Genomic DNA, 24,891 nt, shown 5'->3' on the forward strand with positions numbered 1-24,891 from the left:
AAATCTGCCTACTTTTCTTATCCCGAACTGAGGTTATCAATAAGTATCAATGCCTATATATTGAAGGCTCTCAGCCAGTTTCAGTGCGGCGTTCGACTATCAGCCCCGGAATGAGTAAATTGCCGATGTCGAATGGTTAAAAAGAAATTTTACTTATATTGTTTGGATCAAACCTGACGCTGATAGTCTTAGTTCGGCCACAAAAATTCCCATTCATAGGCGAAGCAAAGCCAAGTGTGTCGGGCTTGCTTGGCGCGGCATAGCTCATTGATCGCTTTGCATTGACTTCGACCGTGACGCAACTGATTTTATTTTGTGAAAGATAGTGTCCCTTCCGCGAAGGATATCTTCCATTTCTCGTTTGAAAGCCAGTTTATTAAAATTGGCGCGTGACATTTCTGATAATATTCGCACGCGATTCATGAGGTAAAGAAACACCTTTTCAAATGCCAGGCGCTTTTCTTCATCGCTGCCTTGCACGGCTGCAGGATCTTCAAATACCCAGCACATGGTAATTGAATCGCCTGGCCAGGCGGGCCAAACTTCATTTGCCATGTCATCGCGTATTGCGATAACGAAATCCATTTTTGGCGCATCAGGCGCCGAGAATTCATTCCAGCTCTTACTGCGCAGTTCATCGGTTGGGTAATTCATTTTCCGGATTTGTTCGATGGCAAACGGATTCACTTGGCCGGTTGGCTGACTGCCGGCGCTATAAGCATTAAAGCGGCCTTTGCCAAGCTTATTGAACAGCGCTTCTGCCATGATGCTGCGCCCCGAATTGCTGACAGATAAAATCAGAACGTTATAAATTTTATCGCCCATAACTAATCCCCAAGGTTAGCAATCATCGTGTCGCCTTATCAGCGGCATTTTTACTGATAGTGTTTGTCTTTACAGGAACATTAACAGGCAAGTATTTCATTATGATTTAGACAGTCAATGCCTGAAGTAAGTGAGACTAATTTCAGTGACTGTCAGTCAAGTCCAGAGTTTCACGATCCATGCCGACGCTTGATAGCGCCATTCTATCGGGTTGAACTGCCCGGCATTCGCCGCGGTCACTGAATTAACAAACCCGATGTCAGAGAGCATCCCTATGAGCATACAACTCAATCACACCATCGTTTCTTGCCGCGATCAGCAACGTTCGGCAACATTTCTGACAGAGCTCCTTGGGCTGCCGGCCCCGAAACCCTTCGGACCGTTTCTGGTCGTTGAACTCAGTAACGGCGTTTCGCTCGACTTCTACGAGAAAGACGGCAAGATCACGCCGCAGCATTACGCTTTTCTGATCAGTGAAGACGATTTCGACCGAATCTTCGGCCGCATCCGCGAGCGAGGGCTTGAATACTGGGCTGATCCCGGCCAGCATCAGGCAGGCGAGATTAATCACCGTGACGGCGGCCGCGGGGTGTATTTCGAAGACCCCGATGGCCATCTCCTCGAAATCATCACCCGCCCTTACGGCGGGGGCTAGGCAGGCGAACCGCAAACGCGATTCTTTCAGCAGCATCAATACAAACAGCATCACTCAGGAGGTCAGTATGAGCAAATCACCCGGCCACCAGAAATGGCCTGATCATAAAGTCCAGGAAAAGCGTCTTGATCAACCCGTTCAGGTTTCGATCAACGGCGAGGTGATCGCTGATTCGAGCAATGTCATTCAAGTCGACGAAGACCAGCATCCGCCTCGCTATTATTTTCCCCGTTCTGATATCAGCATGGACAAACTGGAGCGGTCAGATACCGTGACTAAATGCCCGTTCAAAGGCACCGCGCATTATTACCATCTCAAGCTTGGCGGTCAGGTATTGGAGGATGCGGTCTGGACCTATGAGGAGCCTTATGAAGAGCATCACGCATTGAAGGATCGGCTCGCTTTTGATGACGACAAGTTTCCAGAAATTTATATTGCGCCAGGGCTTAAAGCGTAGCCGCTCGAATATCGTCCGTGCTGGCTCACATTAGCTTCAGATACGCCCAAAAGGCCGTCAGGCAGAATCGGCAAAATTGTCACATTTGCATCATATACTTGTCATATACTTGAAAGATTATTAAATGACAGAGCGGTAGGCTGGGTTGATAAACCCAGCATTTCGGCCGCCCATGCTGGGTTTCCGCTAAGCTCCAACCCAGCCTACACAGGCTAAATGACAAAGCGAATATGGGAAATCGAGCCAAAACATGAACTATGCCGCGACCGTACAGGGCAGGAATTTTAATTTCCGCAATTTAAAAACCTTGATGGCCAAGGCCTCGCCTCGGCGAGCGGCCGATGAACTGGCAGGCCTGGCGGCGGACTCCGAAGTCGAGCGGGCTATTGCTCAACGGGTATTGGCTGAAGTGCCGTTAAAGGCATTCATCGAGGAACCCTTGATTGCGCCGGAACACGATGAAGTCTCCCGGTTGATCCTGGATCGGCACGATGCTGCAGCCTTTGCGCCTGTCGCGGCGCTGACCGTCGGGGAATTCCGCGATTGGCTGTTGGCCGATACCGGTGATTTGTCGCCGCTGGCGGCCGGGCTGACGCCGGAGATGGCCGCTGCCGTCAGCAAGATCATGCGTAATCAGGACCTGATCGCCGTGGCTCGACGTTGCCGGGTTGTCACTTGCTTTCGCGACACTATCGGCTTGCCGGGATGCCTTTCCACCCGTCTGCAGCCGAATCATCCCACGGACGATCCCCGCGGCATCGCCGCCAGCATTCTGGACGGCCTGCTTTACGGCAGCGGCGATGCCGTTATCGGCATCAATCCTGCGACTGACAATCTCGATAACGTTCTCATCCTGCTAAACCAGCTCGACGAGATCATCAGCCGCCACGAAATACCGACGCAGTCCTGCGTACTGTCCCACGTCACGACCAGCATGGAACTGATACGGCGCGGCGCTCCGGTGGATCTGGTCTTTCAGTCCATTGCCGGCACTGAGGCGGCCAACCGCAGTTTCGGCATCGATCTGGCCCTGCTGCGGGAAGCCAAGGCCATGGCCGAGTCATTGGGGCGCGGCGGCAACCATCTCATGTATTTTGAAACCGGCCAGGGCAGCGCACTGTCCGCGAATGCCCATCATGACGTCGATGCCCAGACCTGCGAAGCGCGCGCCTATGCCGTTGCCAGAGAGTTTTCGCCGCTGCTGGTCAATACTGTCGTCGGCTTTATCGGTCCTGAATATCTTTATGACGGCAAGCAGATCATTCGCGCCGGCCTGGAAGATCATTTCTGCGGCAAGCTGCTGGGATTGCCGATGGGTTGCGACATTTGTTACACCAACCACGCCGAGGCGGACCAGAACGATATGGACAATCTGCTGACCCTGCTCGGCGTCGCCGGATGCAATTACATCATGGGCATTCCGGGCGCTGACGACATTATGCTGGCCTATCAGAGCACTTCTTTCCATGATGCTCTCTACCTGCGGCAAGTGCTGGGTTTAAGGCCCGCGCCGGAATTCGAAGCCTGGCTGGACAGGATGGGCATCTTCGACGGCCGGAACAGTTTGTCAGACAGCCGCATCGCCGCTCCGTTGCTGAGCCATTTTTCAGGATTTGCAGGCATACAGGCATGAACGATCCCTGGCATCCATTGCGTCAGTTTACCCAGGCCAGAATTGCTCAAGGTCGTTCCGGTTGCGGCCTGCCGACCTCGGCTCTGCTTGATTTCCAGATCGCCCATGCGGCGGCCCGCGACGCGGTGCATCAGCCCTGGTCGATCGATCGATTCGCGAAGGAGGTCGAAGCGCTGGGGCTGGAGGCGCTCAGCCTGTCTACGCCGGTCGCCAGCCGGGTGCACTATCTGCAACGGCCCGACCAGGGACGCTGCCTGGATGAAGCAAGCCGCCGGCTGCTCAAATCACGCACTGCTGAGGCCATCGATGTGGCTTTGATCATCAGCAACGGTTTGTCGTCGACGGCCGTGGACTGCCATGGCCTGGCGCTGCTGCGGACGATTATCGATACCTATCAACGCAGCTCTCTGCGTCTCGGTCCGATCTGCCTGGCGGCCAATGGCAGGGTGGCGCTGTCGGATGAAATCGGCGCACTGCTCAATGCGCGCCTAGCTGTGATCATCGTCGGCGAAAGGCCCGGACTCAGCGCCGCCGACAGCCTTGGCATCTATTTGACGTACGCGCCGCGGATCGGTAATACCGATGCCGAGCGCAACTGCATCTCCAACATCCGGCCGCCTGACGGCCTGTCCTATCAGGCTGCGGCCGCCAAACTGGCGTATTTGACTCATGAAGCATTACGCAGGGGGCTTTCAGGCGTACAGCTCAAGGATGATATGCCGAAATGGCTGCTCGAACCCGACGATTCCACTCCAGGATCAAAATCAATAATTTCGACAGCTTTTTTGCGATAAGAAAGAAGCTGTCGAGCTTTGATGCCGCTCGCTCAATTTGCTTGTCTGTCCATTTGGTCAATGTATACGAAATGTTTTGCAAACCGCTGTAAGAAATTTTATTTTTAACGAGTCCGCAACTAAACACGCAATGGTCTTTCCATTCTTTTGCGTTTTCATAAAAAATAACCTGCTTTATATCCGGAGCCTACATGACCGATGCCGCCATCAGTGAATCTGTACAAAATTATTACGGTGAAGTGCTTAAATCCAGTCAGGATTTAAAGACCAGCGCCTGTTGCACGCTTGATGCCATGCCTGGGCATCTGCGGCCGTTGCTTGCCGATCTGCATCCGGAAGTGGTTGACCGTTTCTACGGTTGCGGCTCGCCGCTGCCTCCAGCGCTTAAAGGCCGTACCGTATTGGATTTGGGGTGCGGTTCCGGACGCGATTGTTATTTGCTGTCCAGATTAGTAGGCGAGACCGGACGCGTTATCGGCATCGACATGACGGAAGCGCAGCTCGATGTCGCCAGGCGCCATTGCGATTGGCACGTCGAACGGTATGGTTATGCGCGTTCCAATGTCGAATTTCTTCGGGGACACATCGAGGATCTCGCGGCTATCGGCATTGCCGACAATTCTATTGATGTGGTGGTGTCGAATTGCGTTGTCAATCTGTCGCCCAATAAAAAACAGGTATTGGCGGAAGTCTTCCGCGTGCTCAAGCCCGGCGGCGAGCTTTATTTTTCCGATGTCTATGCCGACCGGCGCATTCCATCCGCGCTCAGACTGGACCCGGTGCTGTTGGGCGAATGCCTGGGCGGCGCTTTGTATTGGGAAGACTTTCGCCGCATCATGCATGACCTCGGCTGCCCTGATGTCCGCACCATAAAAAGCAATCCGATCACGCTGGATGATCCGGAGGTTATAGCCAAAATCGGCATGGTCAATTTCCGCTCGGCAACGGTCAGGGCTTTCAAGATGCCGTTGGAAGATCGGTGCGAGGATTTCGGGCAGGTCGCCGTCTATAAAGGCACGTTGCCGGAATCTCCTCACTTTTTTGATCTGGACGATCACCACCATTTTGAAACCGGCCGGCCCTTGCGCGTCTGCGGCAATACGGCCGATATGCTCGGCATGAGCCGTTTTGCCGAGCATTTTGAAATTTGGGGCGATAAATCCACGCATTTCGGCCTGTTCGATTGCGCACCGCCCAACAAAAGCCTGTCGATTGACTCCGGGGCGGCCTGTTGCTGATGCCTGAGCGACTGGATCAGTTACGGCTGATTTCAGTTCCGAAATATTGATTAAAGTTATTGATCAGGGATAGATCAAGTTTTGGGTGGCAAAGCCCAGCGATTGCGCCTGATCAATCAGGGTTTGCAGGGTTTTCCGGTCCAGTGTCGGCGTGCGCGACAGGATCCATAAGTAGTCGCGATCAGGTCCGGCAATCATGGCGTAGCTGTAATTGGCTTTATCCAGGGCAATGATGTTATAAGCGCCATAGAACGGCCCGAAAAACGAAACTTTCAGGCGCCCGACATCAGGCGATTCAACAAAGTAAGCCTTGCCTTCGGCCGATTGGCGCTGACCGGTCTCGGCATTGAAACCGCTGTTCAGCACGCTGACGCCGCCATCGCCCTTGAGGCTGTATTCAGCCGTGACATCGGTCAGGCCGCGTTCAAAGCTGTGGTCGAGGCGGGCAATTTCATACCATTTGCCGAGGTATCGGTTGAGTTCGAAGCCGGTGACGGGTTTGACGCCGGACGGCAGGCCGATGCAGCCGGAAACCAGCATCAGTAGCAGCAGGGATAAATAAGGCATGGTTGAACCTCCGGATTTCAGTGAATGTGCCGAAACAGCGCTTTGGTCTCCTGGCTGCGCTGGGCGTGATCGATGATCGGCGCCGGATAATCGCCCGGCTGCGCCTGCCTGTACCATCGATGGATAACCGCGGCAGGGAAGGGCCGCAGTTCAGGCAGCCAGTGCTTGATGTAAACGCAATCGGCATCGAATTTCTGCTGCTGCAGCCAGGGATTGAAAATACGGAAATACGGTTGCGCATCGCAGCCGGTCGAGGCAGCCCATTGCCAGTTGCCGTTGTTCACGCAGGGATCGTAATCGATCAGGTGCCGGGCAAAGTAACGCTCGCCCCATTGCCAGCTGATATGCAGGTCTTTGACCAGGAGCGAAGCAGTGAGCAAGCGCACGCGGTTGTGCATCCAGCCGGTCTCATTCAGCTGCCGCATGCCTGCATCGATAATCGGAAAGCCGGTAAGTCCACGGGTCCAGGCCTCGAATTCATCGGAATCATTGCGCCAGACAATCGCATCATATTGCCGGTGAAAAGCCTGACCGAAAACATGCGGAAAATGAAAGGCGATATGGGTAAAAAAATCGCGCCAGTACAGCTGCCTGAGTAAAGGATGTTCATCGCCCAGGGCTTCCACGATGCCGTAGTAAGCCTCCCGTATCGAGCAACAGCCGAATTTCAGATAGGCCGACAGGCCGGTTGTCGCTGCCAGCGCCGGAATATCGCGTTGCCGGGCATAATCGCGGCACTGATCCATGCAGTTCAACAGCGCCGACGCAATCTTGCGTCCGCCTTGCAGCACATTATGATGCGGCTTTTTAAACGTACTGATCAGTTCAGGATGATTATTAGTAGCCGTTGGTTTGATTAGCGTTCCGGAGCTTAAGGACTGCGGCAGAGCGACAGGAAACTGCCGGGCCCGTTTATGAAACGGCGTAAATACCTGATAGGGTTTTTGATTATCTTTAAGAACCTGTTCAGGTTCAGTCAATAGCAGGTCACTGGCGCTATGGAAATCAAGCCCAAGCTGCCGGCATCGCTGCTGCAGCTGGGCATCGCGCCGTAGGCTGAATGGCGTGTAATCGCGGTTGACGAAGACGGCCTCGATCGATTCGTCGATTTGCAGCCGGCTGATCACATTTTCAGGCAAGTTATGAAAACAATACAGATTGCTGTCCAGTCCGGCGATTTGCTGCTGCAGATCTTCCAAAGCCTGCAGCATAAACTGCAAGGCCGGCTGGCTCTGGTAAGCATGCGGTTCAATCTGCCGCGGATCGAAAATGAAAGCCGGCATAACCTGTTCGGATTGGGCCAGCGCCGCGTTTAGGCCGGTATTGTCGAACAGGCGTAAATCACGGCGAAAGATGAACAGGGATTTTCGATAGCGCGGCATGTGATGAACCTATGCTTTAGGTAAAAAGTTAAGCTGATCTCTGCTGCATTTAGAGGTTTGGCGGTCAAAATAGTTTTTGGCGAATAAAAAGCGCTGCTTGCCGGCCGGCATATGAAAGCCCGGAGCGGTTCGGACCGCCGCATTAGTGGCCAAATGATTCGAATCATGGACAAGCGGGCAAAATAACCGAAAATCCTTTAAGAAACGGGCCGGGATCATCAGATTTGCCAGGAGCCCATGAGCGCTTTATTTGATACAGATTGCATCCGGAGGTTGTCTGCATGTCAAAAACCTATCGCTCCGTTCCCAAAGGATTCGCTTTGGCTTGCCTGTTGTCTCTGTGCAGCGCCGTTGCCATGGCCGAAGAGAGTTTCCTGAAGCAGCGCCAGGAGATGATCGATGTCATCAAGCTCGGCGTCAGGGGGAGCCAGCGGTTTCTCGACAAGGGCGCGCTCGATGAAAAAGTGCTGGATGCCATGCTCAAGGTGCCCAGGCATGAGTTCGTGCCGGAAGATCAGATCCCTTATGCCTATGACAACAGGCCGCTGCCTATCGGTTACGGGCAAACCATTTCCCAGCCTTATATCGTGGCCGTCATGACGGATATGCTGAACCTTGAGAAAGGCGACCGGGTGCTGGAGATCGGCACCGGTTCAGGTTATCAGGCCGCCATTCTGGCCGAGATGACCGATGCGGTATTTACCATAGAGATTATCGAGGGGCTGGGCCGGCAGGCAAAGGAACATTTGAAGAAGCAGGGATACAGCAATGTGCAGACACTGGTCGGGGACGGCTATTACGGCTGGCCGTCCGAGTCGCCTTTCGATGCGATAGTCGTCACTGCCGCGGCCAGCCACATTCCGCCGCCGCTGATTAAGCAGCTGAAACCGGGAGGGCGCATGATCATACCGGTCGGCAGTCGCTTCATGGTGCAGCATCTGGTGCTGGTGGCCAAGGATGCAGACGGCAAGGTAACGACCCGGCAGATTCTGCCGGTTTCCTTTGTGCCGCTGACCGGTGAGCACTAAATGACCGAAGCAAAACCGGCCCGTTCATATCTGTTGGCGATAGCCATTATCTCGGCATCCGCGCTGGCGTATGAGGTATTGCTGATGCGCCTGTTCTCGATCATCCAGTGGCATCATTTCGCCTATATGATCATCAGTCTGGCGCTGCTCGGGTATGGCGTCAGCGGCGTCTTTCTGGCGCTGAACCGCGATGCGCTGCAACGCCGGTTCCCGGCCGCGATCACGGCCAACATGCTGTTGTTCAGCTTTTCGGTGCCTGTTTGCTTCGCTCTGGCTCAGATGATTCCATTCAATCCCGAAGAGATTCTGTGGGCGCCGGTGCAATTGTTCTATTTACTTTTATTGTACCTGCTGCTGATGTTGCCGTTCTTTTTCGCGGCCAATGTGATCGGCCTGTCTTTTTATCATTACCAGACCCGCGTATCGTTCATTTACGGGGCAGACCTGCTTGGCGCCGGTTCCGGCAGCATCGGCATCATCCTGCTGCTGTTTCTGCTGTTCCCCGAAAAGATTCTGACCGTTTTAACCGTGCTGGGCATTGCGGCGGCGGTCATCGTGTCGCATTACAGTTTTCGGGCGCAGCCGGAAGAGACAAAATTCCGGTTCAGCGCCGGCATTATTATTGGTTTGGCGGCGACTGTGGCGATGACCGGCTGGCTCAGACTGAATGTTTCGCCGTACAAAGGCGAGAGCCAGATGCTGAGGGTGCCGGGCACCAAAGTCATCGATCGCTATTCCAGCCCGTTGGGCTTGATAGATGTGGTCAAGAGCGCCATTACGCCGTTGCGCCATGCGCCGGGATTAAGCCTCAATGCCACGACCGAACCGCCCGAACAGTTGGCCGTCTTTACCGATGCCGACAATATGACCGCGATCGATCGCTACGGCGGCAATACGGAAACATTAAGTTATCTGGACCAGACTACTTCGGCGCTGCCTTATCACCTGCGCCCGTTGCAGAATGTCCTGATCCTGGGGGCGGGCACCGGCAGCGATATCCTGCAGGCGCACTATCATGCCATCGACCGTATCGATGCGGTTGAACTCAATCCTCAGGTAGTCGATCTGGTCGAAAAAAAATACGCCGATTTCGCAGGCCGTATTTACCAGAATCCGCATGTCAACCTGCACATAGGCGAAGCCCGCGGGTTTGTGGCTACCAGCAATGAACGCTACGATCTGATCAACATTTCCCTGCTGGATGCGTTCGGGGCCTCGGCGGCGGGGCTTTATGCGCTGTCCGAGAGTTATCTTTATACCGAACAGGCGATACAGGCTGATCTGCGGCATCTGTCGCCGGGCGGCTATCTGAGCATCACCCGCTGGATCAAGATGCCGCCGCGGGATACGTTAAAACTGTTGGCGACGGTCGTGAATGCGTGCGAGGCGTTAAAGATAAAAGATCCCGAGCAGCGTATTGTGCTGATCCGCAGTTGGCAGACCAGCACGCTGCTGATTAAAAACGGGCCTTTTTCAGATCAGGAAATCAGTAATCTCAAGCAGTTCAGCAACGAACGCAGTTTCGACCTGGCTTATTATCCCGGCATCAAGCCCGAAGAGGTCAATCGCTTCAATATCTTGTCGCAGCCGTATTTCTATCAGGCGGCAACAGCCCTGTTGGGCGCTGACGGCGAAGCTTTCATAGATGATTACAAATTCAATATCGAGCCGGCGACGGACGATCGGCCTTATTTCTTCCATTTTTTCAAATGGCAAACCCTGCCGGAGATTGTGCCTTTATTGGGGCAGGGTGGCATGTCGCTGCTGGAAAGCGGCTATTTGCTGCTGGTCGCCGCATTGCTGCAGGCCGTGCTGGCCAGCCTGGTTCTGATTGCGCTGCCGCTGGTCCTGGGCAGGGACAGGCTGGGCATAAAATCCGGCATCCAAGGCTATCGGCAGGTTGTGGTTTATTTTGTCTGCCTGGGCCTGGCTTTTTTCTTTATTGAAATAGCCTTCATCCAGAAATTTATCCTGATTCTGCATCATCCGATTTATGCCGTTACGGCGGTATTGTGTACGTTTTTGCTCAGCGCCGGCGCGGGCAGCCTGTTTTCAAAAAGATTATGCGATCACAAAGCAAAATCGATGGTTCGATGGCCGGTAACCGGTATTGCCCTGTTCAGTGCGATTTATATCCTTGGTTTTGAAGCCTTGACCGGCGTCCTGCTGGAATTGGGCGGCAGTAGCCGGCTGGTGTTTTCGATACTGCTGATCGCGCCGCTGGGCTTTTTCATGGGCATGCCGTTTCCGATGGGGATGGACAGCCTCGGCCGGAACGCGCCGGCGCTGATTCCGTGGGCCTGGGGCATCAATGGCTGCGCCTCCGTCATTAGCGCCATACTGGCGACGCTGATCGCCATGCAATTCGGTTTTACCGTACTGGTTTTTATGGCCCTGCTGCTGTATGTGGCTGCGGCGTTCAATTTTCCCTGAATGAAGGCAAGCGCTTTTTTCCCTGCCTGACATTAAATTTGATCTTAGCATCCGACTCGCCCTCTGCAATAAATTCATCAATGGTTCAGATTTACGGTACTATGTTACTGTTTCAGATCATTATTTACTGAGAGTGAGACTCATGCGAAACAAAGCAATTTTATTCGGTTCCTTGTTGATGGCGTCCGGCGCGGCGCTGGCTGGAGACAATTTACTGGAAGCGGTGACCAAGCAATTGGCCGTGGATGCGGCTAACTCGGCGGAGCCGGAGAAGGCCAAAAGAGCGGCTGAAGCCCAGCAGCTACTGCAACAGGCTCAGCAGTTAAAAGAGAATGTTAAAAATACGCCGAAGGCCGTTCAAGAGCAAACGCTGGATGCGGCAAAGGAAACGGCCAGGCAAAGGCTGGAGCAGGCCAAGCCCGAACAAATTAAAGCCATAGAGGACGGCGCGGCAACCGTACAGCAACTGAAAGTTCAGGTTGATAACGCGCCTCAAGCGACCGAACAGGCTGCCGAGGCGGCCAAGACCAAAGCCAAGCAGAAAGCGGCCGAGAAGGTGCTCGAATTTTTGCGCTGATTGTTGTCATCAGATTTACTATGAACAGAAAGGCCGGTTTATCCGGCCTTTTTTATTTAGCAATAAGGTCGACATCACACTGAAAAACGTCAGACTAAGCATTGTCTGGCCATGAAATCGGCTCAGGCAACTACACCGCCCTATCTGCCCGCTTTGATAAATTGGCAAGACTTGCATTGATCAATAAAACAGCGAAAAACCATAGGATATAAAGTAAATATCCGTTAAATCAGTGGGTTACGAATAGCTTTTTTTATTGATGAGAATGAGTATATAATCCAAAGATCAAGTAGAGGCTATCTAAATTATGAACATCTCAAAGCCCTTGGCGGGCATGGGGATGAATCAGCGCCATCAGGTTTTTACACTAGAAGTCTCTTAAGCTTATCTGGAAATTACAACGAGAAAATTTCAAAGGAAATACCGTTTTAGTTCATGGGGCTTGCTTCAGCGCGGATTCGTCATCATAAGTCAGAATCGCAGCGTCTCCAGAGTTACAAACAGCCGGCCAATCGATTATCTGCAGTTAAAGCTTGCGGAATGTTTTTTAATTCGATTGCAAGTATTTGCCGTCAAACCAGTTTCATAGCCTCTTGCTCAGGAGGTTATATCGTTTTTTATGGAAGTAAGGGATATTGCTTCTCCAAGCAATGGCATTTCAAGGACCGATCTCACAGGGAAATTTACGCAGAATAACAATAAACGCAACGCGAAACGCATTGCATAAGCGACTATGGAGATATCATGAGTATGCAAAATAAGAAATATGAGGCGGTTATCATCGGCAGCGGCTTCGGCGGGGCTATCAGTTGCTGTCGGCTGGCGCAAAAATGGAAGGGCCAGGTATTACTTCTGGAGCGCGGGAAGCGCTATCCGATGGGATCGTTCCCGCGCTCACCTCATGATATAGCGACCAATTTCTGGAATCTGCCCGATGATCGGGCGCAACGCCCCGATCCCATCAAAAAGCGCGATTTGCGCGGACTGTTCGATGTCCGTGCATTCAACCGAATGGACGCGGTGGTCTGCGCCGGACTGGGCGGCGGTTCCCTGATTTATGCCAATGTATTTCTTGAGCCGCCGGAGCAGGTATTCGAACGGCAATGGCCGAAATCGCTCAATAAAGCCTTCCTGCAGCCGTATTATGACGTTGCCAAGTCCGTGCTGGGGGCGCGTCCGATTCCGGCATGGAGCGATGAACCGCGCCGCCGCGTCATCCGCACTGAACTGTTCCAGCAATTTGCCCAAAATCAAGGACGTGATTCAAAACTGGCCGATCTTTGCGTATTCTTCGGCAACGATTTCCAACAGCCGACTCAGATTGGACTCCAAGAAAAAAACCGCTATGGCGCTGTGCAGACTTCATGCACTTACTGTGGAGAATGCGACGTAGGCTGCAACACCCATTCAAAAAATACCCTCGATCTCAATTATCTTTATGTTGCCGAGCATGTGCATAAGGCGCAGATACAAACCGATTGTCTGGCGGAGAAAATCGTGCCGTTGAATGAACGGGGCGAGGAGGATGCCACCGCCAATGGCGCGCATGGTTACCGTGTGTATTATCGCCATCTCGACGATGGTCCCGCTTACGTCGATACCCAGCGCATCGTGGTTTCCGCCGGTACGCTGGGCTCCGCCGAGCTGCTGCTGCGCTGCCGCGATGAACACGGCACGCTGCCTCGCCTCAGCCAGCAGTTAGGCAAGCGTTTTTCCGGCAATGGCGACTTTCTGTCATTCGTTGTGGACGGGAAAACTCCGGCCAATCCCAATTATGGGCCGGTGATTACCCAGTACACTGATTACAACCTGTTCAAGCAGCATGATCCCGACCGGGCCTTCGTGCTGGAGGATGCCAGCTATCCGGCGTTTGCGGCATGGCTCGTGGAAGGCCTGCAGCCGAGCCTGAATCCGATCGGCATGCTGAAAAGAATAGGGCGCATCCTGGAAACACTGTGGAATTATATCTGGCAGAACCTGAGCGGGGGCAAGTGGACAGGGTCCGTAGGCAATTTGTTCTACCAGGTGCTCAAGGACGATGTGTCTTACCGCAGCAGCGTTTTATTATGCATGGGGCTGGATAAAGGGGACGGTGTATTGGCACTCAAGAACGGCAGACTGGACCTGGACTGGCCCCAAACGACCAGCATGCCGCTGTATGAGGCCATTCTCGACGCCGGCAGAAAATTCAAGTCATTCGTCAAGTCCTGGCTGTTTACGGCGTTGCCCACTTGGAACTGGCCGATGCGCAACAACATCACCGTGCACTCGCTGGGCGGCTGCATTCTTGCCGACAGTCCGGAGCAGGGCGTCGTCAGCGCCAATGAACATGACCGCGGCCAGGTTTTTGGCTATCAGGGGTTGTATATTGCAGATGGCTCGGTGCTGCCCAGTGCCGTTGGTTCTAACCCGATAGCGACGATTTCAGCCGTATCGGAATGGATCGCCGAAGGTATTACCGGCCTTAAACCCACCGATGACCTCGGTATCAACCAACGCTAAGCCACAGGAATATCCATCATGAATACGAATACACAAGCTCCTATTGCCTTTCAATTCACTGAGGAGATGAAAGGCTATCTCGCCGTGGGTCAGACTTCTTTCGACGATGGTTACACGCAAGGACAGGCCGACGACTCCTACTTCATGTTCCATCTGACGATCAAGACTGACGATGTGGATCAGTTTCTGGCGTCGCCGGAGCATCGGGCGCAGGCGATCGGTTATGTCGAGGGCGATCTGGTCGGCGGACGCCGTCCGGTGCTTCTCGGCGTATTCAACCTGTTTGTGGACACCAGCGATAGAAACCGCAAGGAAATGCGCTACCGGCTGTTTTTCGAGAATGCTGAAGGCAAACCGTTCACGCTGAGTGGCTTCAAAAGCATACAGAACGACGTCGGTCCGGATGTGTGGGGCGACACCACGACCTTGTTCACCAATCTTTATCAGGGCCATTTACAGGCGGATCAGGAAGCCGGCGCGACACCTTACGCCTCCGGCATTCTGCACATTCAGCTGGCCGATTTCATGCACCAGCTGACCACGATGCGCGCCGATGCGCCTACTTTTCCGGCTCGGCTGGGTGCGGTGGAGTGTTTTGGCCGGTTTTTTTTCGGCGCGCTCTGGGAAACCTATGCGCCGTCACTGATGCCAAAGGCAGGCGCCTTCGAACGCGAAATTCCGCTTTATACCACCGAAGGCGTGCAGGGCGCCGAGATCACCACACATCCTTTCACTACGGCCGATGGCTTAGGCTTGAGCCTTCTGCGTTTCCAGAAGGCGCCCTGCGACGACGTCGTGGTCATCATTCACGGGCTGACCACTTCCAGCGATATGTTCATCATGCCGGAACACTACAATCTGGTGCAGTACCTCCTGGACAACAATTTTACCGATGTCTGGACTCTGGATTACCGGATGAGCAACCGCTATTCCTACAATCTTCACCGCAATCGCTATAACATGGACGACATCGCCCAGTTCGACCATCCCGCGGCCATCGCTGCGGTACGCCGGGCCGTCGGCGAGGGGCGGCGCATCCATGTCATCTGCCATTGCCTGGGGTCGGTATCGTTCATGATGAGCCTGTTCGGCAAGGCGGTCACCGGTATCCGCAGCGTCATCGCCAACAGCGTATCGCTGACGCCGCGCGTGCCGGCCTGGTCGAAAGTCAAGCTTAACGCAGGGCCTTTCCTTTGCGATTATCTGCTCAGCGTCGAGTACATCAATCCTTACTGGCGACGCGAGCCGGGCTGGTCGTTGGGAAAAGCCCTCGGCTGGCTGATTTCCGCTTTTCATCGCGAATGCGACTCACCTGAATGCCATGTACTGAGCTTCATGTGGGGAACGGGCTTTCCGGCCTTGTACAACCACGACAATCTGCATGATGTGACTCATCGGCGCGGAGGCGACTTGTACGGCGGCGTCGGCGTGCATTACTACCGGCATGTGCTCAAGATGGTGAACGCCAATAATACCGCCGTGAAATTTGAAACCGACAATCCCAAGTATCAAAACCTGCCCGACGATTACTTCGCTTATGCGGACGAGATCGAAACGCCGGTGCTGTTCATGACCGGCCAGCAGAACCGCGTGTTCACCGACTCGAATATCGTCTGTCATGAGCGCTTGGAAAAAATCGTTCCAGGACGGCACCAGCTGCAGGTATTTCCCAACTATGGCCATCAGGATGTGTTTATGGGCAAGAATGTCCATGTAGACATTTTTCCGCGCCTGTTGGAATTCCTGGAAAGTCAGAGAAATTAGGAGATTATCGTTATGGGCACTATTCCTGCAGAAAATATTGATCTGCCTAAAGGGTTCTATCTGCTGAAAGAAGCCGGTTCTTCCGATCCGGATGATCCAAACCGTCCTAACCGGTTATGCATCTGCTTCAGCGATTTGCATTTCACTGACGGCACTGTGGGCAACCAGAGCGCTGACGATGTTGTCTGGGAAGAGGTTTTCGACAACATCGTCGATCTCTGCGGGCATTTCGATATTGATGAACTGACCATCGTACTGGTGGGCGATGTGGTCGATATGATCCGTACCCAGCGATGGGCCGAACATGGCGTATATCCCTGGCAGCGCCAAGATCCTCAATTCAAAAAGATTTTGCACGAGATTCTGCAGGGCATCATAGAAGTCCACACCCGGCCGCGAACGCCCGGTAAGAAAACCGGTTTTTTCCATTTGCTCAAGGAATTTCAAGGCGCGCCCGAGCAATATTCCTTTAAAAGTGAAAAGCACGAAAACAAGCCTTGCCGGGCAAAGGTCAGGACACTGGTTCTGTTCGGAAACCATGATAAGGAAATCCTCGCCGATGACGAAGCGCTGAAACTGTTTTACGAAAAGTGTCTCAATCAGCCTGTGGAAACCTTGTCGGATGATTATCGGCGTTGGATCGGCAAGATGTATTTCGATAATGAAAACCATTATTTCGACCGCAGCAGCGTTCCCTGGCTGCCGTTTTATTGGGCGGATCGCGGATTTCGGCTGCTTGTGACCCACGGCCAATGGCGGGATCAAGACAACAGCCGCTCTTTCAGCGTTCAAGGTCCGGAGCCTGGCTGGACTGCCGGGGACGGCTGGCAGCTCGATGTATGGCGAAGCATGGCCTATAAGCCGTTCACCGAAGCTTGCTTCGGCGATACGGTCGCCGCCGGATTATTGTCGGGATTCATTTTCCGCGCGAAGAAAAGATTGGCCGCAATGGAAATAGATTTGCACGCGCTGAATCCGGACCAGGAAAAAAGCATCCGCAGGCTTGAGAAGGTTCTGGAAGAGCTGGATCTTTACCGGCCTACCTTTACGGCGATACAACGCATTATCGAGGAGACGCAGAAACTCAGAAAGGAGGATAAATGCCTAAGTCAGGTCAGAAAGATCATTGAAGACGAATTGCTGAATTCGGTCCATGGCTGGCTCAGCTGGGACTTTACATTTGACAGTGCCCCAGCGACCCGCCGCTGGATACTGCGCACTGCCAAGCCGGTCATGAATGTGCTGAAGCTGCTCAACGCCAGGATCGAGCTGGGATTCATCTACGTGGTCATGCGATTATTGGCCAAATTGCAGAAGTGGCAACGGTCTGCGCCTTCTTATAAGGAAATGTTGGCGTTTCCGTCATTTCTGGACGAATACCGCAATTACGGTTTCCGTATTCACGGCGAAGGACATACCCATATTCCCTTAGAGGAGGAATTGGATTTTGATATGCCGGAGAAGTCGCAGAACTATACCTATATCAATTTCGGCACCTGGCGCGACCAGATGTTGCCCAAGCAGAAAGATGGATATCGGCGCCGAGGGATCGGGCGGGCTTTGATACTGTTCGATAAAGCCGCTGAAGGCCCAAACGGTCCGCGCGATTTCTCTTACTGGGTTCAGGATCTTGTAAGCTGGGGGGATCGTCAGGATAAACTATAACTGATGTTACGCACGGGCGGTTTTATCCCGTTTGCCGAGCTGAGCACCAGCGGCAGGCTGGGTTGATGAACCCAGCATTTGGAGTCTCCCGATCTTTGTAGGGTACGCATCGCATACCTTTCCGGACTTGTAGTGTGCCGAAAAGCCCTGAACAGGTACGCGATGCGTACCCTACCGTGGATTTTGCCTTGATCTTGGTTGGGCAGCGGGGTAGGCTGGGTTGCTAAACCCCGCATTTCGGAGCTGCCCATGCCGGGTTTCCGTTAAAACTCCAACCCAGCCACCGCATTATTAAAAGTGAGGCGCACAAAGGCGAAGCGCATCCAAAACGCTTATTTCATCGCATCAGGCTGATTTTCAGGCGCGGCATTCAGGAAAGCGGACTGCTGCATGCAGTTTTCATAAATACGGCTGATCAGCGGGAATTCATGCATCGGGCAGTTAAAGCGCAAGGCGTTGTAAACCTGCGGAACCAGAAACACATCGGCCATGCCGGGACCGTTGCCCAGGCAGGACAAGCCATTGCAGTCATGCTGTTCCAGCAGCAGTTCCAGGGCCGAAAAGCCTTTCTGAATCCAGTGGCAATACCAAGCGTGCTGCGCATCATCGTAATTCAGCGTCTCCTTGAGATATTGCAGCACGCGCAGATTGTTCAGCGGATGGATGTCGCAGGCGATCAGTTGTACCAGTGAGCGCGTATAGGCGCGGTCAACAGCCGACTTGGGCAGTAATGCAGGGGTTGGATAAACTTCTTCCAGGTATTCGATAATCGCCGAGGATTGACTCAAAACGGTGCCTCCATCGATCAAAGTCGGTACCAGACCCTGGGGATTGATCTTCAGATAATCCTCACGGTGTTGTTCGCCGCCGCCTTTCAACAGATGCACGGGACGGATTTCATAATCGATCCGTTTGATGTTCAGCGCAATCCGTACCCGGAACGAGGCGGAGCTTCTGTAATAGCTGTACAAGATTATGGACATGGCTTAACGACCTGCTCGATAGCACCAAAAATGGACTGTCCCTGCGGGGTCAACATCTCTATTCTTACCCGATCGCCATAACGCATGAACGGCGTCACGGCCGTACCGGATTCAACGATTTCAACGACACGCTTCTCTACAAGGCATGAATATCCGGCTGTGCAATCATAATTGCTGACCGTGCCCGAGCCGACAATCGTGCCGGCGCCCAGGCACCGCGTTTTGGCGGCATGGCTAATCAGGCGCGCAAAATCGAACTGCATGTCGGCGCCGGCATCGGCCTGGCCGAACAACTGATTATTCCAGTGTACGGTCAGCGGCCTATGCAGTTTATTGTCCTGCCAGGCGCCATCCAGTTCATCAAGGGTCACGGCGACAGGCGAGAAGGCGCTGGCAGGCTTGCCGTGCAGAAAGCCGAATCCCTTGGCCAGCTCGTCGGGAATCAGGTTGCGCAACGATACGTCATTGACCAGCACAACCAGCTGGATATGGGCGGCGGCATCAGCTGACAAGACCCCCATCGGTACGTCATCGGTAATGACGGCGACTTCGGCTTCAAAATCGATGCCGTAATCCTCGTTGGCGGCAACGACAGCGTCATGCGGGCCGAGCAAAATATCGGAGCTGCCCTGATACATCAGCGGGTCGTCGTATAAACTGGGCGGCAAAGGTACGCCTCTGGCTTTGCGCACGCGCTCGACATGGCTCAGGTAAGCGCTGCCGTCCAGCCATTGATAAGCTCTGGGCAACGGAGCGGCCATTTGCTCCGGTTCAAACGGCATGGAGGCGCAGGCGCCGCTGTTCAGCAGTTGATACGCCGCTTCCAGCCTGGGCCTGATGTCATGCCAGTCGTCCAGCGCCGCCTGCAGCGTCAAGGCGATATCGGGCACCATGACGCAGCGTCTCAACTCCCTGTCGACTACGACCAGCGTACCGTCCCGGTATCTTGTTTTAAGCGTGCCCAGTTTCATTTCCAGGAATCCACGTACTCCGGCCATTCGACAGCGGCGGCCTGCTCGGATACGGTCAGCGCATCGCGGGTATCGACCATGACGGCCACTTCGTCGGTCATGCCGCTGCGCTTGCTGTCGGCATTCTTTAACGCCTTCGGGTGCGGGCCGTGCGGAATGCCGCTCGGATGCAGCGTCAGCATGCCCGGATAAATATGATCCCGAGAGAAAAACTGGCCATAATGGTAAAAAATCAATTCGTCATAGTCGTCATTGCTGTGGAAGAACGGCACATTCAGGACATGGGGATCGGATTCGAACGGTCGCGGCACAAACGTGCAGACGACGAAACGGCTGGCGACAAACGTGCTGTGCGCCGACGGCGGCACATGATAGCGATGGCTCATCAACGGCCTGATATCGAGCCAGTTCAGGCGCACCGGCATCAGCGTGCCATGCCAGCCGACCGCATCCAGCGGGTTGAACGGGTAGGTGATGGTACTCAATTGCTGCCGGCGCTTGACGATGACGCGCCATTCCTCGTTATCCTGCTGGTCGATAAAGGCATCATCAATGGCCGGCACGTCCAGCACCGCCGGGTCGAAAATCGCCTGCTGGCTGACCAGACCTTTGTCCGGCAGCCGGTAGCTGTCATTGGTGGCCTCGATCATCAGCGCCTGGATCGATTCCATCACGTTCATACGCCATTGCGTGCCGCGCGGCAGCATCAGGTAGTCGCCTTCACGGAAACTCAAATGGCCGTAATCGCAGAACAAATCACCTGAGCCCTGATGGATAAAAATCAGCTCATCGCCGTCAGCGTTGCGCACCAAATGATCCATGCTGGCCTGCAATTTCAAAAAACGGATCTGCACATGGGCATTGCTGAACAACAGGCTCGCACGCCAGGGGCAATCGGTAAGCGAGGCTAGCTTCTTCGCATCGAAGGCGCGCGGCCGCAAAAGGCCTTCGATCGATTTCCAGCCTGTGGGCGGGTGGCGATGATGCATTTGCGTCGCCGGCCCGTAAAAGCCTTCTTTGCCCAGCTCGCGTTCGAAGGTGCTGGCCGGCAGATCGGCATGCGCCTGCCGTGAGGCTCGTCCTTCTGTTTTGGGTATGCGTATCCAGCTCATCAGATGACTCCGCGTTTGATCTGGTCGAGTTCAATCGCTTCGAAAAGCGCCTGAAAATTGCCTTCGCCAAAGCCTTCATTGCCTTTTCTTTGAATGATTTCGAAGAAGATCGGCCCGATGACGGTGTTGGTGAAAATTTGCAGCAACAAGCCGATGCCGCGTTCCGGTGCGCCATCGATCAGTATGCGGTCGCGGCGCAGCCGTTCCAGGTCTTCTTCGTGGCCCGGCACGCGCTGATCAACGGCCTCGTAATAAGTATCGGGCACATCCATAAAGTCAATGCCGTTGGCGCGCAGTTGTTCCACGGTGGCGTAGATGTCATCGGTATGCAGGGCGATATGCTGAATACCTTCGCCATGATAGGCATCCAGGTATTCCTGAATCTGGGATTTGGGATCGGTCGGCTCATTGACCGGAATGCGTATCTTGCCGCAAGGGCTGGTCATGGCCCTGGACTTTAAGCCGGTGGCTTTGCCGTGAATGTCGAAATAGCGGATTTCGCGGAAATTGAATAGCCGCTGGTAAAACTCGGCCCATTTGTCCATACCGCCATGGTAGACGTTATGGGTCAGGTGATCGATATCGGTAAGCCCGAGGCCGGCAGGTCTTAACTCGACATTTTCGAACGGCACGAAATCGACATCGTAAATGGAATGATCGCCGTAACGGTCGACAAAATAGATCAGGCTGCGGCCAATGCCCCGGATGGCTGGAATGTTCAGTTCCATAGGCCCGATATCGCTGCGCTGGGGTTCCGCTCCGAGGCTAATCACGTGGGCCAGGCATTCGGCGGCATCTTTGACGCGAATCGCGAACGCGCAAATGGACGGGCCGTGCACTTTGGCAAAAGCCTGGGCAAAACTGCTGGGTTCGTGATTGATAATAAAATTGATATTGCCCTGCCGGTACAGTACGACATCCTTGGACCGATGCCGAGCGATGGCGGTAAAACCCATCTGCATAAACAGACTTTCCAGCTCTCGGGTGTCCGGGGCTGTATATTCCACAAACTCAAAACCATCGGTGCCGACGGGATTGGATGCACTATTCATGGCACTATCTCCCTCGCAATCTATACACCATAAGATTAACTTAAGTGCCATTAGTTTCCAGGCCGTTGGACGCCGTTATGGCATGCAACTTATCTCATAGAGATTTAGTCTTAAGTGACAACCACTTTAATATTCAGAGGTGCATCATGCGAGACGTTGCTTGTGAATCGTTGAAAAGCCTTGCACAACAACACCATATCGAAGGATTGAGTCTGTCGTCCCTGGCGGCTCTCAATGAACACCAAATCGGGTATTCAATCGATAAAGCTAGGCAGTTCCTGAAATTTCAGCAGCGCATCAATAAGGAACTGCTCCAGCACCGGGTGATCATGCATAACCCTTACACGTTATGGTTTGAGCAAGGCGATCAAAACCTGAACCAGATTAAAGCGTTTATCATTCAGTTTTCAGTATTTTCCAACCAGTTTCTGATCGCTCAACTCAACAAGATGATTCATGCCGATACGCTGGAAACCATGCGGGCATCGAAAGAAATCCTGGCGAATGAACTGGGCGTCAGCTTCAAATCCACTGTGCAAAAAACCGATGTTCATGATCTGGGGTCTACCGAAGGCAGCATAGAGGGTAGTACATTTCATTTTTCCGCAGGCCATTTTGAATGGTTATATGCCATTGCCAAGAAGCTGGATCTGAATTTTGCCGATATAGGGCAGCCGAAACACGGCACCGACGCCACGCTGTTTTTCTGTAATGAATTGATCCGGCTATACGGCGGCGATAACTACCAGATTTCTCAGGCAGCCAGTTACGCGGTAGAAAACTGGGCCGCCGCCGGATTCTGGGGGCAATTGATCACTGGTTTTAAACGTTTCAGCGAGCGGACTGGCGTTAAGCTGCCATTAGGCTTTTTTATCTGGCACGATAAACTGGAAGCACAGCATGCCACGCACACGCAGGAAGAACTGGAAGAACTCTATTTCACCCAGGAATTGGATGAAGACCAGTTCATTCATTACGGTTGTGAAATGCTTGACGGCGTTGCGGCGTTTTGGGACGGGTTAGATAAACAACGGCGTGAACTGGCGGCTGTCCAATAACGGTTAAGGCGGTTAGTGGCGCAGCGCTTTAGCTTATCAAATTCGGTTGATCAGACTTGCAAGCCTGTGGGGGCGACTTCGCCTAAGGCGCCCCCACAGGTCCTAAACCTCTCGTTTCGGCGGTTTGAACAGGCAAACTGCGCAACATCAGTTAATCATTGAAATAACTTGTCTAAATTGATCAAGCGCCTCGGGATTGGCCAGTGCCTGTTGATTCTTGACAGGACGGCCATGAATGATATCGCGCACCGCAAGTTCAACAATTTTGCCGTTTTTGGTGCGCGGAATATCGGTCACTTGCAGGATCAAGGCAGGCACATGGCGAGGCGAGGCGTTCTCTCTGATGTGCTGCTTGATGGCTGCTGTTAACTGATCGGTTAGCTGTATCCCAGGACGTAAAACTACAAACAAAATAAGCCGGCAATCTCCATGATAATCTTGCCCGACGACTACACTCTCCAGCACTTCATCGATTTGTTCTACCTGCCGGTATATTTCCGCCGTGCCTATCCTGACGCCTCCCGGATTCAAAACGGCATCGGATCGGCCGTATATGATCATGCCGCCCTGATCGGTTAAGGCAACGTAATCGCCATGGCTCCAGACGCCGGGGAATTTTTCAAAATAGGCCGCATGATACTGACGTTGTTCCGGATCATTCCAGAAACCCACCGGCATGGACGGGAAGGGCGCCGTGCAAACCAGTTCGCCTTTCTGCCCTTGCAGCGACCGCCCCTCATCATTGAAGACATCGACCTTCATGGCCAGGCCCCGGCACTGAATTTCACCGCGCCGCACAGGCAGAATCGGGCATCCCAGCACAAAACAGGAAATGATGTCGGTACCGCCTGAAATCGAAGACAGGCAGACATCGGATTTGATCGACTGATAGACAAAATCAAAGCTATCCGGCGCCAGCGGCGAGCCGGTCGATAAGATCGTTCTGAGTGAGGCCAGGTTATGTGTTTTCCGGGGCCTTACAGATGCTTTTTTAAGCGCGTCGATATACTTTGCGGAAACTCCGAAAACATTAATTCGGTACGCATCGATTAAATCAAACAGGGCATCGGCGGCAGGGTAAAGCGGCGAGCCGTCATAGAGCACCAGCGTGGCGCCGGATGCCAGTCCTGAAACCAGCCAGTTCCACATCATCCAGCCGCAGGTCGTGAAATAAAACAGACGGTCGCCAGCATGAATATCGGTATGCAGCCTGTGTTCCTTGATGTGCTGGATCAGCGTGCCGCCAACGCTGTGGACAATGCATTTCGGAGGGCCTGTTGTGCCCGAGGAATAAAGAATGAAAAGCGGCGCATCAAATGGCAGTTGGGCAAAGGCAATGGGGCGGTCATCCGGAAAACCGGCCAGGTAATCCTGCCAAAGCACCACCCGATCTTCATCCGTTCCCTCGAAACTGTTTAGCACGGGAATCAATACCAGTTTTTCAATGGATGGCATGGCCTGGAGCAGCGGCGCTATCTGGCCGGAGCGGTCAAAGACCTTGCCGTTAAAAAAATAACCGTCACCGATAAACAATATTTTGGGAGTGATCTGGCTGAAGCGATCCACGATGCCGGCCACGCCAAAATCCGGTGAGCAACTGCTCCAGATTGCTCCCAGACTCGCTGTGGCCAGCATCGCGATAATGCTCTCAGGCCGGTTCGGCAGAATGCCGGCAACCCGGTCACCCGGTCTAACACCATCGCAATACAGTGCCTGCGCGAGCCGTGATACGCGACGGTAAAGCTCGCCATAAGACAAGCGTTGGCTTTCCCCGTTTTCGCCATGGAAAATAATGGCATACTGGTTTTCATAGCCTTTAAGCAGCAGATTTTCCGCGTAATTAAGCCGCGCCTCGGGGAACCACTTGGCGCCGGGCATTTTGCCGGCATCCGCTACAATTTGCATCCCTTTATGGCTAGCGATAATGTCGGCAAATTGCCACAACAGATCCCAAAACGCCGCCGGTTCAGCAATGGACCAGCGGTATAGGCTTTCATAGTCTGTGACGTTAGCCCCGCTGCTTTCTCGTACTCTGGCTATAAAAGCGGTGATAATGGCTTTTTCCCGTCTTTTTAATGAAGGCTGCCACATGACCGGATTCAAGTCGTCACCTTTCTATGCTAGCACTCTGTCAATCCCAACTTGAGGGGGGGAAGTAAATCCGTTCGTCCTGAGCTTGTCGAAGGATGAGCGGA

General features: G+C 53.6%; 20 protein-coding genes. 12 read left to right on the forward strand and 8 right to left on the reverse strand.

Annotation, left to right across the window (positions count from 1 at the left end):
* Positions 1-264: 264 nt before the first annotated feature.
* Entirely contained in the window at positions 265-825 is a 561-nt protein-coding gene (locus ACTNE6_RS05250) for an arsenate reductase ArsC (protein WP_442498855.1), read from the reverse strand.
* Positions 826-1,099: 274 nt separating this feature from the next.
* Between ACTNE6_RS05250 and ACTNE6_RS05255 the strand changes: the two genes are divergently transcribed.
* From ACTNE6_RS05255 to ACTNE6_RS05275, 5 genes are all read left to right on the forward strand, one after another.
* Entirely contained in the window at positions 1,100-1,480 is a 381-nt protein-coding gene (locus ACTNE6_RS05255; RefSeq protein ID WP_442498856.1) for a VOC family protein, read from the forward strand.
* Positions 1,481-1,547: 67 nt separating this feature from the next.
* Positions 1,548-1,937, forward strand: a complete 390-nt coding sequence (locus tag ACTNE6_RS05260) for a DUF427 domain-containing protein (RefSeq protein WP_442498857.1) — start codon at positions 1,548-1,550, stop codon at positions 1,935-1,937.
* A 250-nt stretch (positions 1,938-2,187) separates the two neighbouring features.
* Positions 2,188-3,570: an ethanolamine ammonia-lyase subunit EutB gene (locus ACTNE6_RS05265; RefSeq protein WP_442498858.1), complete on the forward strand. Its 1,383-nt coding sequence runs from the start codon at positions 2,188-2,190 to the stop codon at positions 3,568-3,570.
* Positions 3,567-4,364: an ethanolamine ammonia-lyase subunit EutC gene (eutC, locus tag ACTNE6_RS05270; protein ID WP_442498859.1), complete on the forward strand. Its 798-nt coding sequence runs from the start codon at positions 3,567-3,569 to the stop codon at positions 4,362-4,364. Before ACTNE6_RS05265 ends, eutC begins: the two co-directional genes overlap by 4 nt.
* 191 nt (positions 4,365-4,555) lie before the next feature.
* Entirely contained in the window at positions 4,556-5,602 is a 1,047-nt protein-coding gene (locus tag ACTNE6_RS05275) for a methyltransferase domain-containing protein (protein ID WP_442498860.1), read from the forward strand.
* A 63-nt stretch (positions 5,603-5,665) separates the two neighbouring features.
* Here ACTNE6_RS05275 and ACTNE6_RS05280 read toward each other — a convergent pair whose 3' ends face one another.
* Positions 5,666-6,169, reverse strand: coding sequence for a lipocalin family protein (locus ACTNE6_RS05280; RefSeq protein WP_442498861.1), 504 nt, complete (start codon positions 6,167-6,169; stop codon positions 5,666-5,668).
* Between the two features lie 17 nt (positions 6,170-6,186).
* Positions 6,187-7,551 carry a cryptochrome/photolyase family protein gene (locus ACTNE6_RS05285; RefSeq protein WP_442498862.1) on the reverse strand — a complete coding sequence of 455 codons (1,365 nt, stop codon included), beginning with the start codon at positions 7,549-7,551 and terminating at the stop codon, positions 6,187-6,189.
* A 392-nt stretch (positions 7,552-7,943) separates the two neighbouring features.
* Here ACTNE6_RS05285 and ACTNE6_RS05290 point away from each other — a divergent pair, with 392 nt between their 5' ends.
* The 6 genes from ACTNE6_RS05290 to ACTNE6_RS05315 all read left to right on the forward strand — a co-directional run bounded on the left by ACTNE6_RS05290 (position 7,944) and on the right by ACTNE6_RS05315 (position 17,520).
* Entirely contained in the window at positions 7,944-8,579 is a 636-nt protein-coding gene (locus ACTNE6_RS05290) for a protein-L-isoaspartate(D-aspartate) O-methyltransferase (protein ID WP_442499672.1), read from the forward strand.
* Positions 8,580-11,012 carry an SAM-dependent methyltransferase gene (locus ACTNE6_RS05295; RefSeq protein ID WP_442498863.1) on the forward strand — a complete coding sequence of 811 codons (2,433 nt, stop codon included), beginning with the start codon at positions 8,580-8,582 and terminating at the stop codon, positions 11,010-11,012.
* A 142-nt stretch (positions 11,013-11,154) separates the two neighbouring features.
* On the forward strand, positions 11,155-11,589 hold the full coding sequence (locus tag ACTNE6_RS05300) for a hypothetical protein (protein ID WP_442498864.1): 435 nt from the start codon (positions 11,155-11,157) through the stop codon (positions 11,587-11,589).
* Positions 11,590-12,333: 744 nt separating this feature from the next.
* Positions 12,334-14,091, forward strand: coding sequence for a GMC oxidoreductase (locus ACTNE6_RS05305; protein ID WP_442498865.1), 1,758 nt, complete (start codon positions 12,334-12,336; stop codon positions 14,089-14,091).
* 18 nt (positions 14,092-14,109) lie between these two features.
* Positions 14,110-15,855 carry an alpha/beta fold hydrolase gene (locus ACTNE6_RS05310; RefSeq protein WP_442498866.1) on the forward strand — a complete coding sequence of 582 codons (1,746 nt, stop codon included), beginning with the start codon at positions 14,110-14,112 and terminating at the stop codon, positions 15,853-15,855.
* Between the two features lie 12 nt (positions 15,856-15,867).
* Positions 15,868-17,520 (forward strand): hypothetical protein, encoded by a 1,653-nt coding sequence (locus tag ACTNE6_RS05315; RefSeq protein ID WP_442498867.1) that lies wholly within the window; start codon positions 15,868-15,870, stop codon positions 17,518-17,520.
* Positions 17,521-17,852: 332 nt separating this feature from the next.
* Here the strand turns inward: ACTNE6_RS05315 and maiA are convergent, their stop codons facing one another.
* From maiA to hppD, 4 genes are read right to left on the reverse strand one after another with little or no spacing between them, the layout of a single operon-like run.
* A complete protein-coding gene (maiA, locus tag ACTNE6_RS05320) occupies positions 17,853-18,503 on the reverse strand; it encodes a maleylacetoacetate isomerase (protein WP_442498868.1) in 651 nt (216 codons plus the stop codon).
* Entirely contained in the window at positions 18,494-19,501 is a 1,008-nt protein-coding gene (locus tag ACTNE6_RS05325) for a fumarylacetoacetate hydrolase family protein (protein ID WP_442498869.1), read from the reverse strand. Before ACTNE6_RS05325 ends, maiA begins: the two co-directional genes overlap by 10 nt.
* Positions 19,471-20,586 carry a homogentisate 1,2-dioxygenase gene (locus ACTNE6_RS05330; RefSeq protein WP_442498870.1) on the reverse strand — a complete coding sequence of 372 codons (1,116 nt, stop codon included), beginning with the start codon at positions 20,584-20,586 and terminating at the stop codon, positions 19,471-19,473. The genes ACTNE6_RS05325 and ACTNE6_RS05330 overlap by 31 nt, the downstream gene beginning before the upstream one ends.
* Entirely contained in the window at positions 20,586-21,638 is a 1,053-nt protein-coding gene (gene hppD, locus ACTNE6_RS05335; protein ID WP_194969412.1) for a 4-hydroxyphenylpyruvate dioxygenase, read from the reverse strand. Before hppD ends, ACTNE6_RS05330 begins: the two co-directional genes overlap by 1 nt.
* A 146-nt stretch (positions 21,639-21,784) precedes the next feature.
* Between hppD and ACTNE6_RS05340 the strand changes: the two genes are divergently transcribed.
* Entirely contained in the window at positions 21,785-22,696 is a 912-nt protein-coding gene (locus ACTNE6_RS05340; RefSeq protein WP_442498871.1) for a hypothetical protein, read from the forward strand.
* Positions 22,697-22,843: 147 nt separating this feature from the next.
* Here ACTNE6_RS05340 and ACTNE6_RS05345 read toward each other — a convergent pair whose 3' ends face one another.
* Positions 22,844-24,787, reverse strand: coding sequence for an acetoacetate--CoA ligase (locus ACTNE6_RS05345; RefSeq protein ID WP_442498872.1), 1,944 nt, complete (start codon positions 24,785-24,787; stop codon positions 22,844-22,846).
* Positions 24,788-24,891: the final 104 nt, after the last annotated feature.

Origin of the sequence: Methylobacter sp. sgz302048, from assembly GCF_052162025.1 — a bacterium.
GTDB lineage: Bacteria > Pseudomonadota > Gammaproteobacteria > Methylococcales > Methylomonadaceae > Methylobacter.

Coding starts and splice junctions, on each gene's coding strand:
- ACTNE6_RS05260 (WP_442498857.1), top strand. CDS start 1,548: ATGAGCAAATCACCCGGCCACCAGAAATGGCCTGATCATAAAGTCCAG.
- ACTNE6_RS05285 (WP_442498862.1), bottom strand. CDS start 7,551: ATGCCGCGCTATCGAAAATCCCTGTTCATCTTTCGCCGTGATTTACGC.
- ACTNE6_RS05265 (WP_442498858.1), top strand. CDS start 2,188: ATGAACTATGCCGCGACCGTACAGGGCAGGAATTTTAATTTCCGCAAT.
- ACTNE6_RS05250 (WP_442498855.1), bottom strand. CDS start 825: ATGGGCGATAAAATTTATAACGTTCTGATTTTATCTGTCAGCAATTCG.
- hppD (WP_194969412.1), bottom strand. CDS start 21,638: ATGAATAGTGCATCCAATCCCGTCGGCACCGATGGTTTTGAGTTTGTG.
- ACTNE6_RS05305 (WP_442498865.1), top strand. CDS start 12,334: ATGAGTATGCAAAATAAGAAATATGAGGCGGTTATCATCGGCAGCGGC.
- ACTNE6_RS05290 (WP_442499672.1), top strand. CDS start 7,944: ATGATCGATGTCATCAAGCTCGGCGTCAGGGGGAGCCAGCGGTTTCTC.
- ACTNE6_RS05310 (WP_442498866.1), top strand. CDS start 14,110: ATGAATACGAATACACAAGCTCCTATTGCCTTTCAATTCACTGAGGAG.
- ACTNE6_RS05280 (WP_442498861.1), bottom strand. CDS start 6,169: ATGCCTTATTTATCCCTGCTGCTACTGATGCTGGTTTCCGGCTGCATC.
- ACTNE6_RS05255 (WP_442498856.1), top strand. CDS start 1,100: ATGAGCATACAACTCAATCACACCATCGTTTCTTGCCGCGATCAGCAA.
- ACTNE6_RS05300 (WP_442498864.1), top strand. CDS start 11,155: ATGCGAAACAAAGCAATTTTATTCGGTTCCTTGTTGATGGCGTCCGGC.
- maiA (WP_442498868.1), bottom strand. CDS start 18,503: ATGTCCATAATCTTGTACAGCTATTACAGAAGCTCCGCCTCGTTCCGG.
- ACTNE6_RS05340 (WP_442498871.1), top strand. CDS start 21,785: ATGCGAGACGTTGCTTGTGAATCGTTGAAAAGCCTTGCACAACAACAC.
- ACTNE6_RS05315 (WP_442498867.1), top strand. CDS start 15,868: ATGGGCACTATTCCTGCAGAAAATATTGATCTGCCTAAAGGGTTCTAT.
- ACTNE6_RS05275 (WP_442498860.1), top strand. CDS start 4,556: ATGACCGATGCCGCCATCAGTGAATCTGTACAAAATTATTACGGTGAA.
- ACTNE6_RS05295 (WP_442498863.1), top strand. CDS start 8,580: ATGACCGAAGCAAAACCGGCCCGTTCATATCTGTTGGCGATAGCCATT.
- eutC (WP_442498859.1), top strand. CDS start 3,567: ATGAACGATCCCTGGCATCCATTGCGTCAGTTTACCCAGGCCAGAATT.
- ACTNE6_RS05345 (WP_442498872.1), bottom strand. CDS start 24,787: ATGTGGCAGCCTTCATTAAAAAGACGGGAAAAAGCCATTATCACCGCT.
- ACTNE6_RS05330 (WP_442498870.1), bottom strand. CDS start 20,586: ATGAGCTGGATACGCATACCCAAAACAGAAGGACGAGCCTCACGGCAG.
- ACTNE6_RS05325 (WP_442498869.1), bottom strand. CDS start 19,501: ATGGCCGGAGTACGTGGATTCCTGGAAATGAAACTGGGCACGCTTAAA.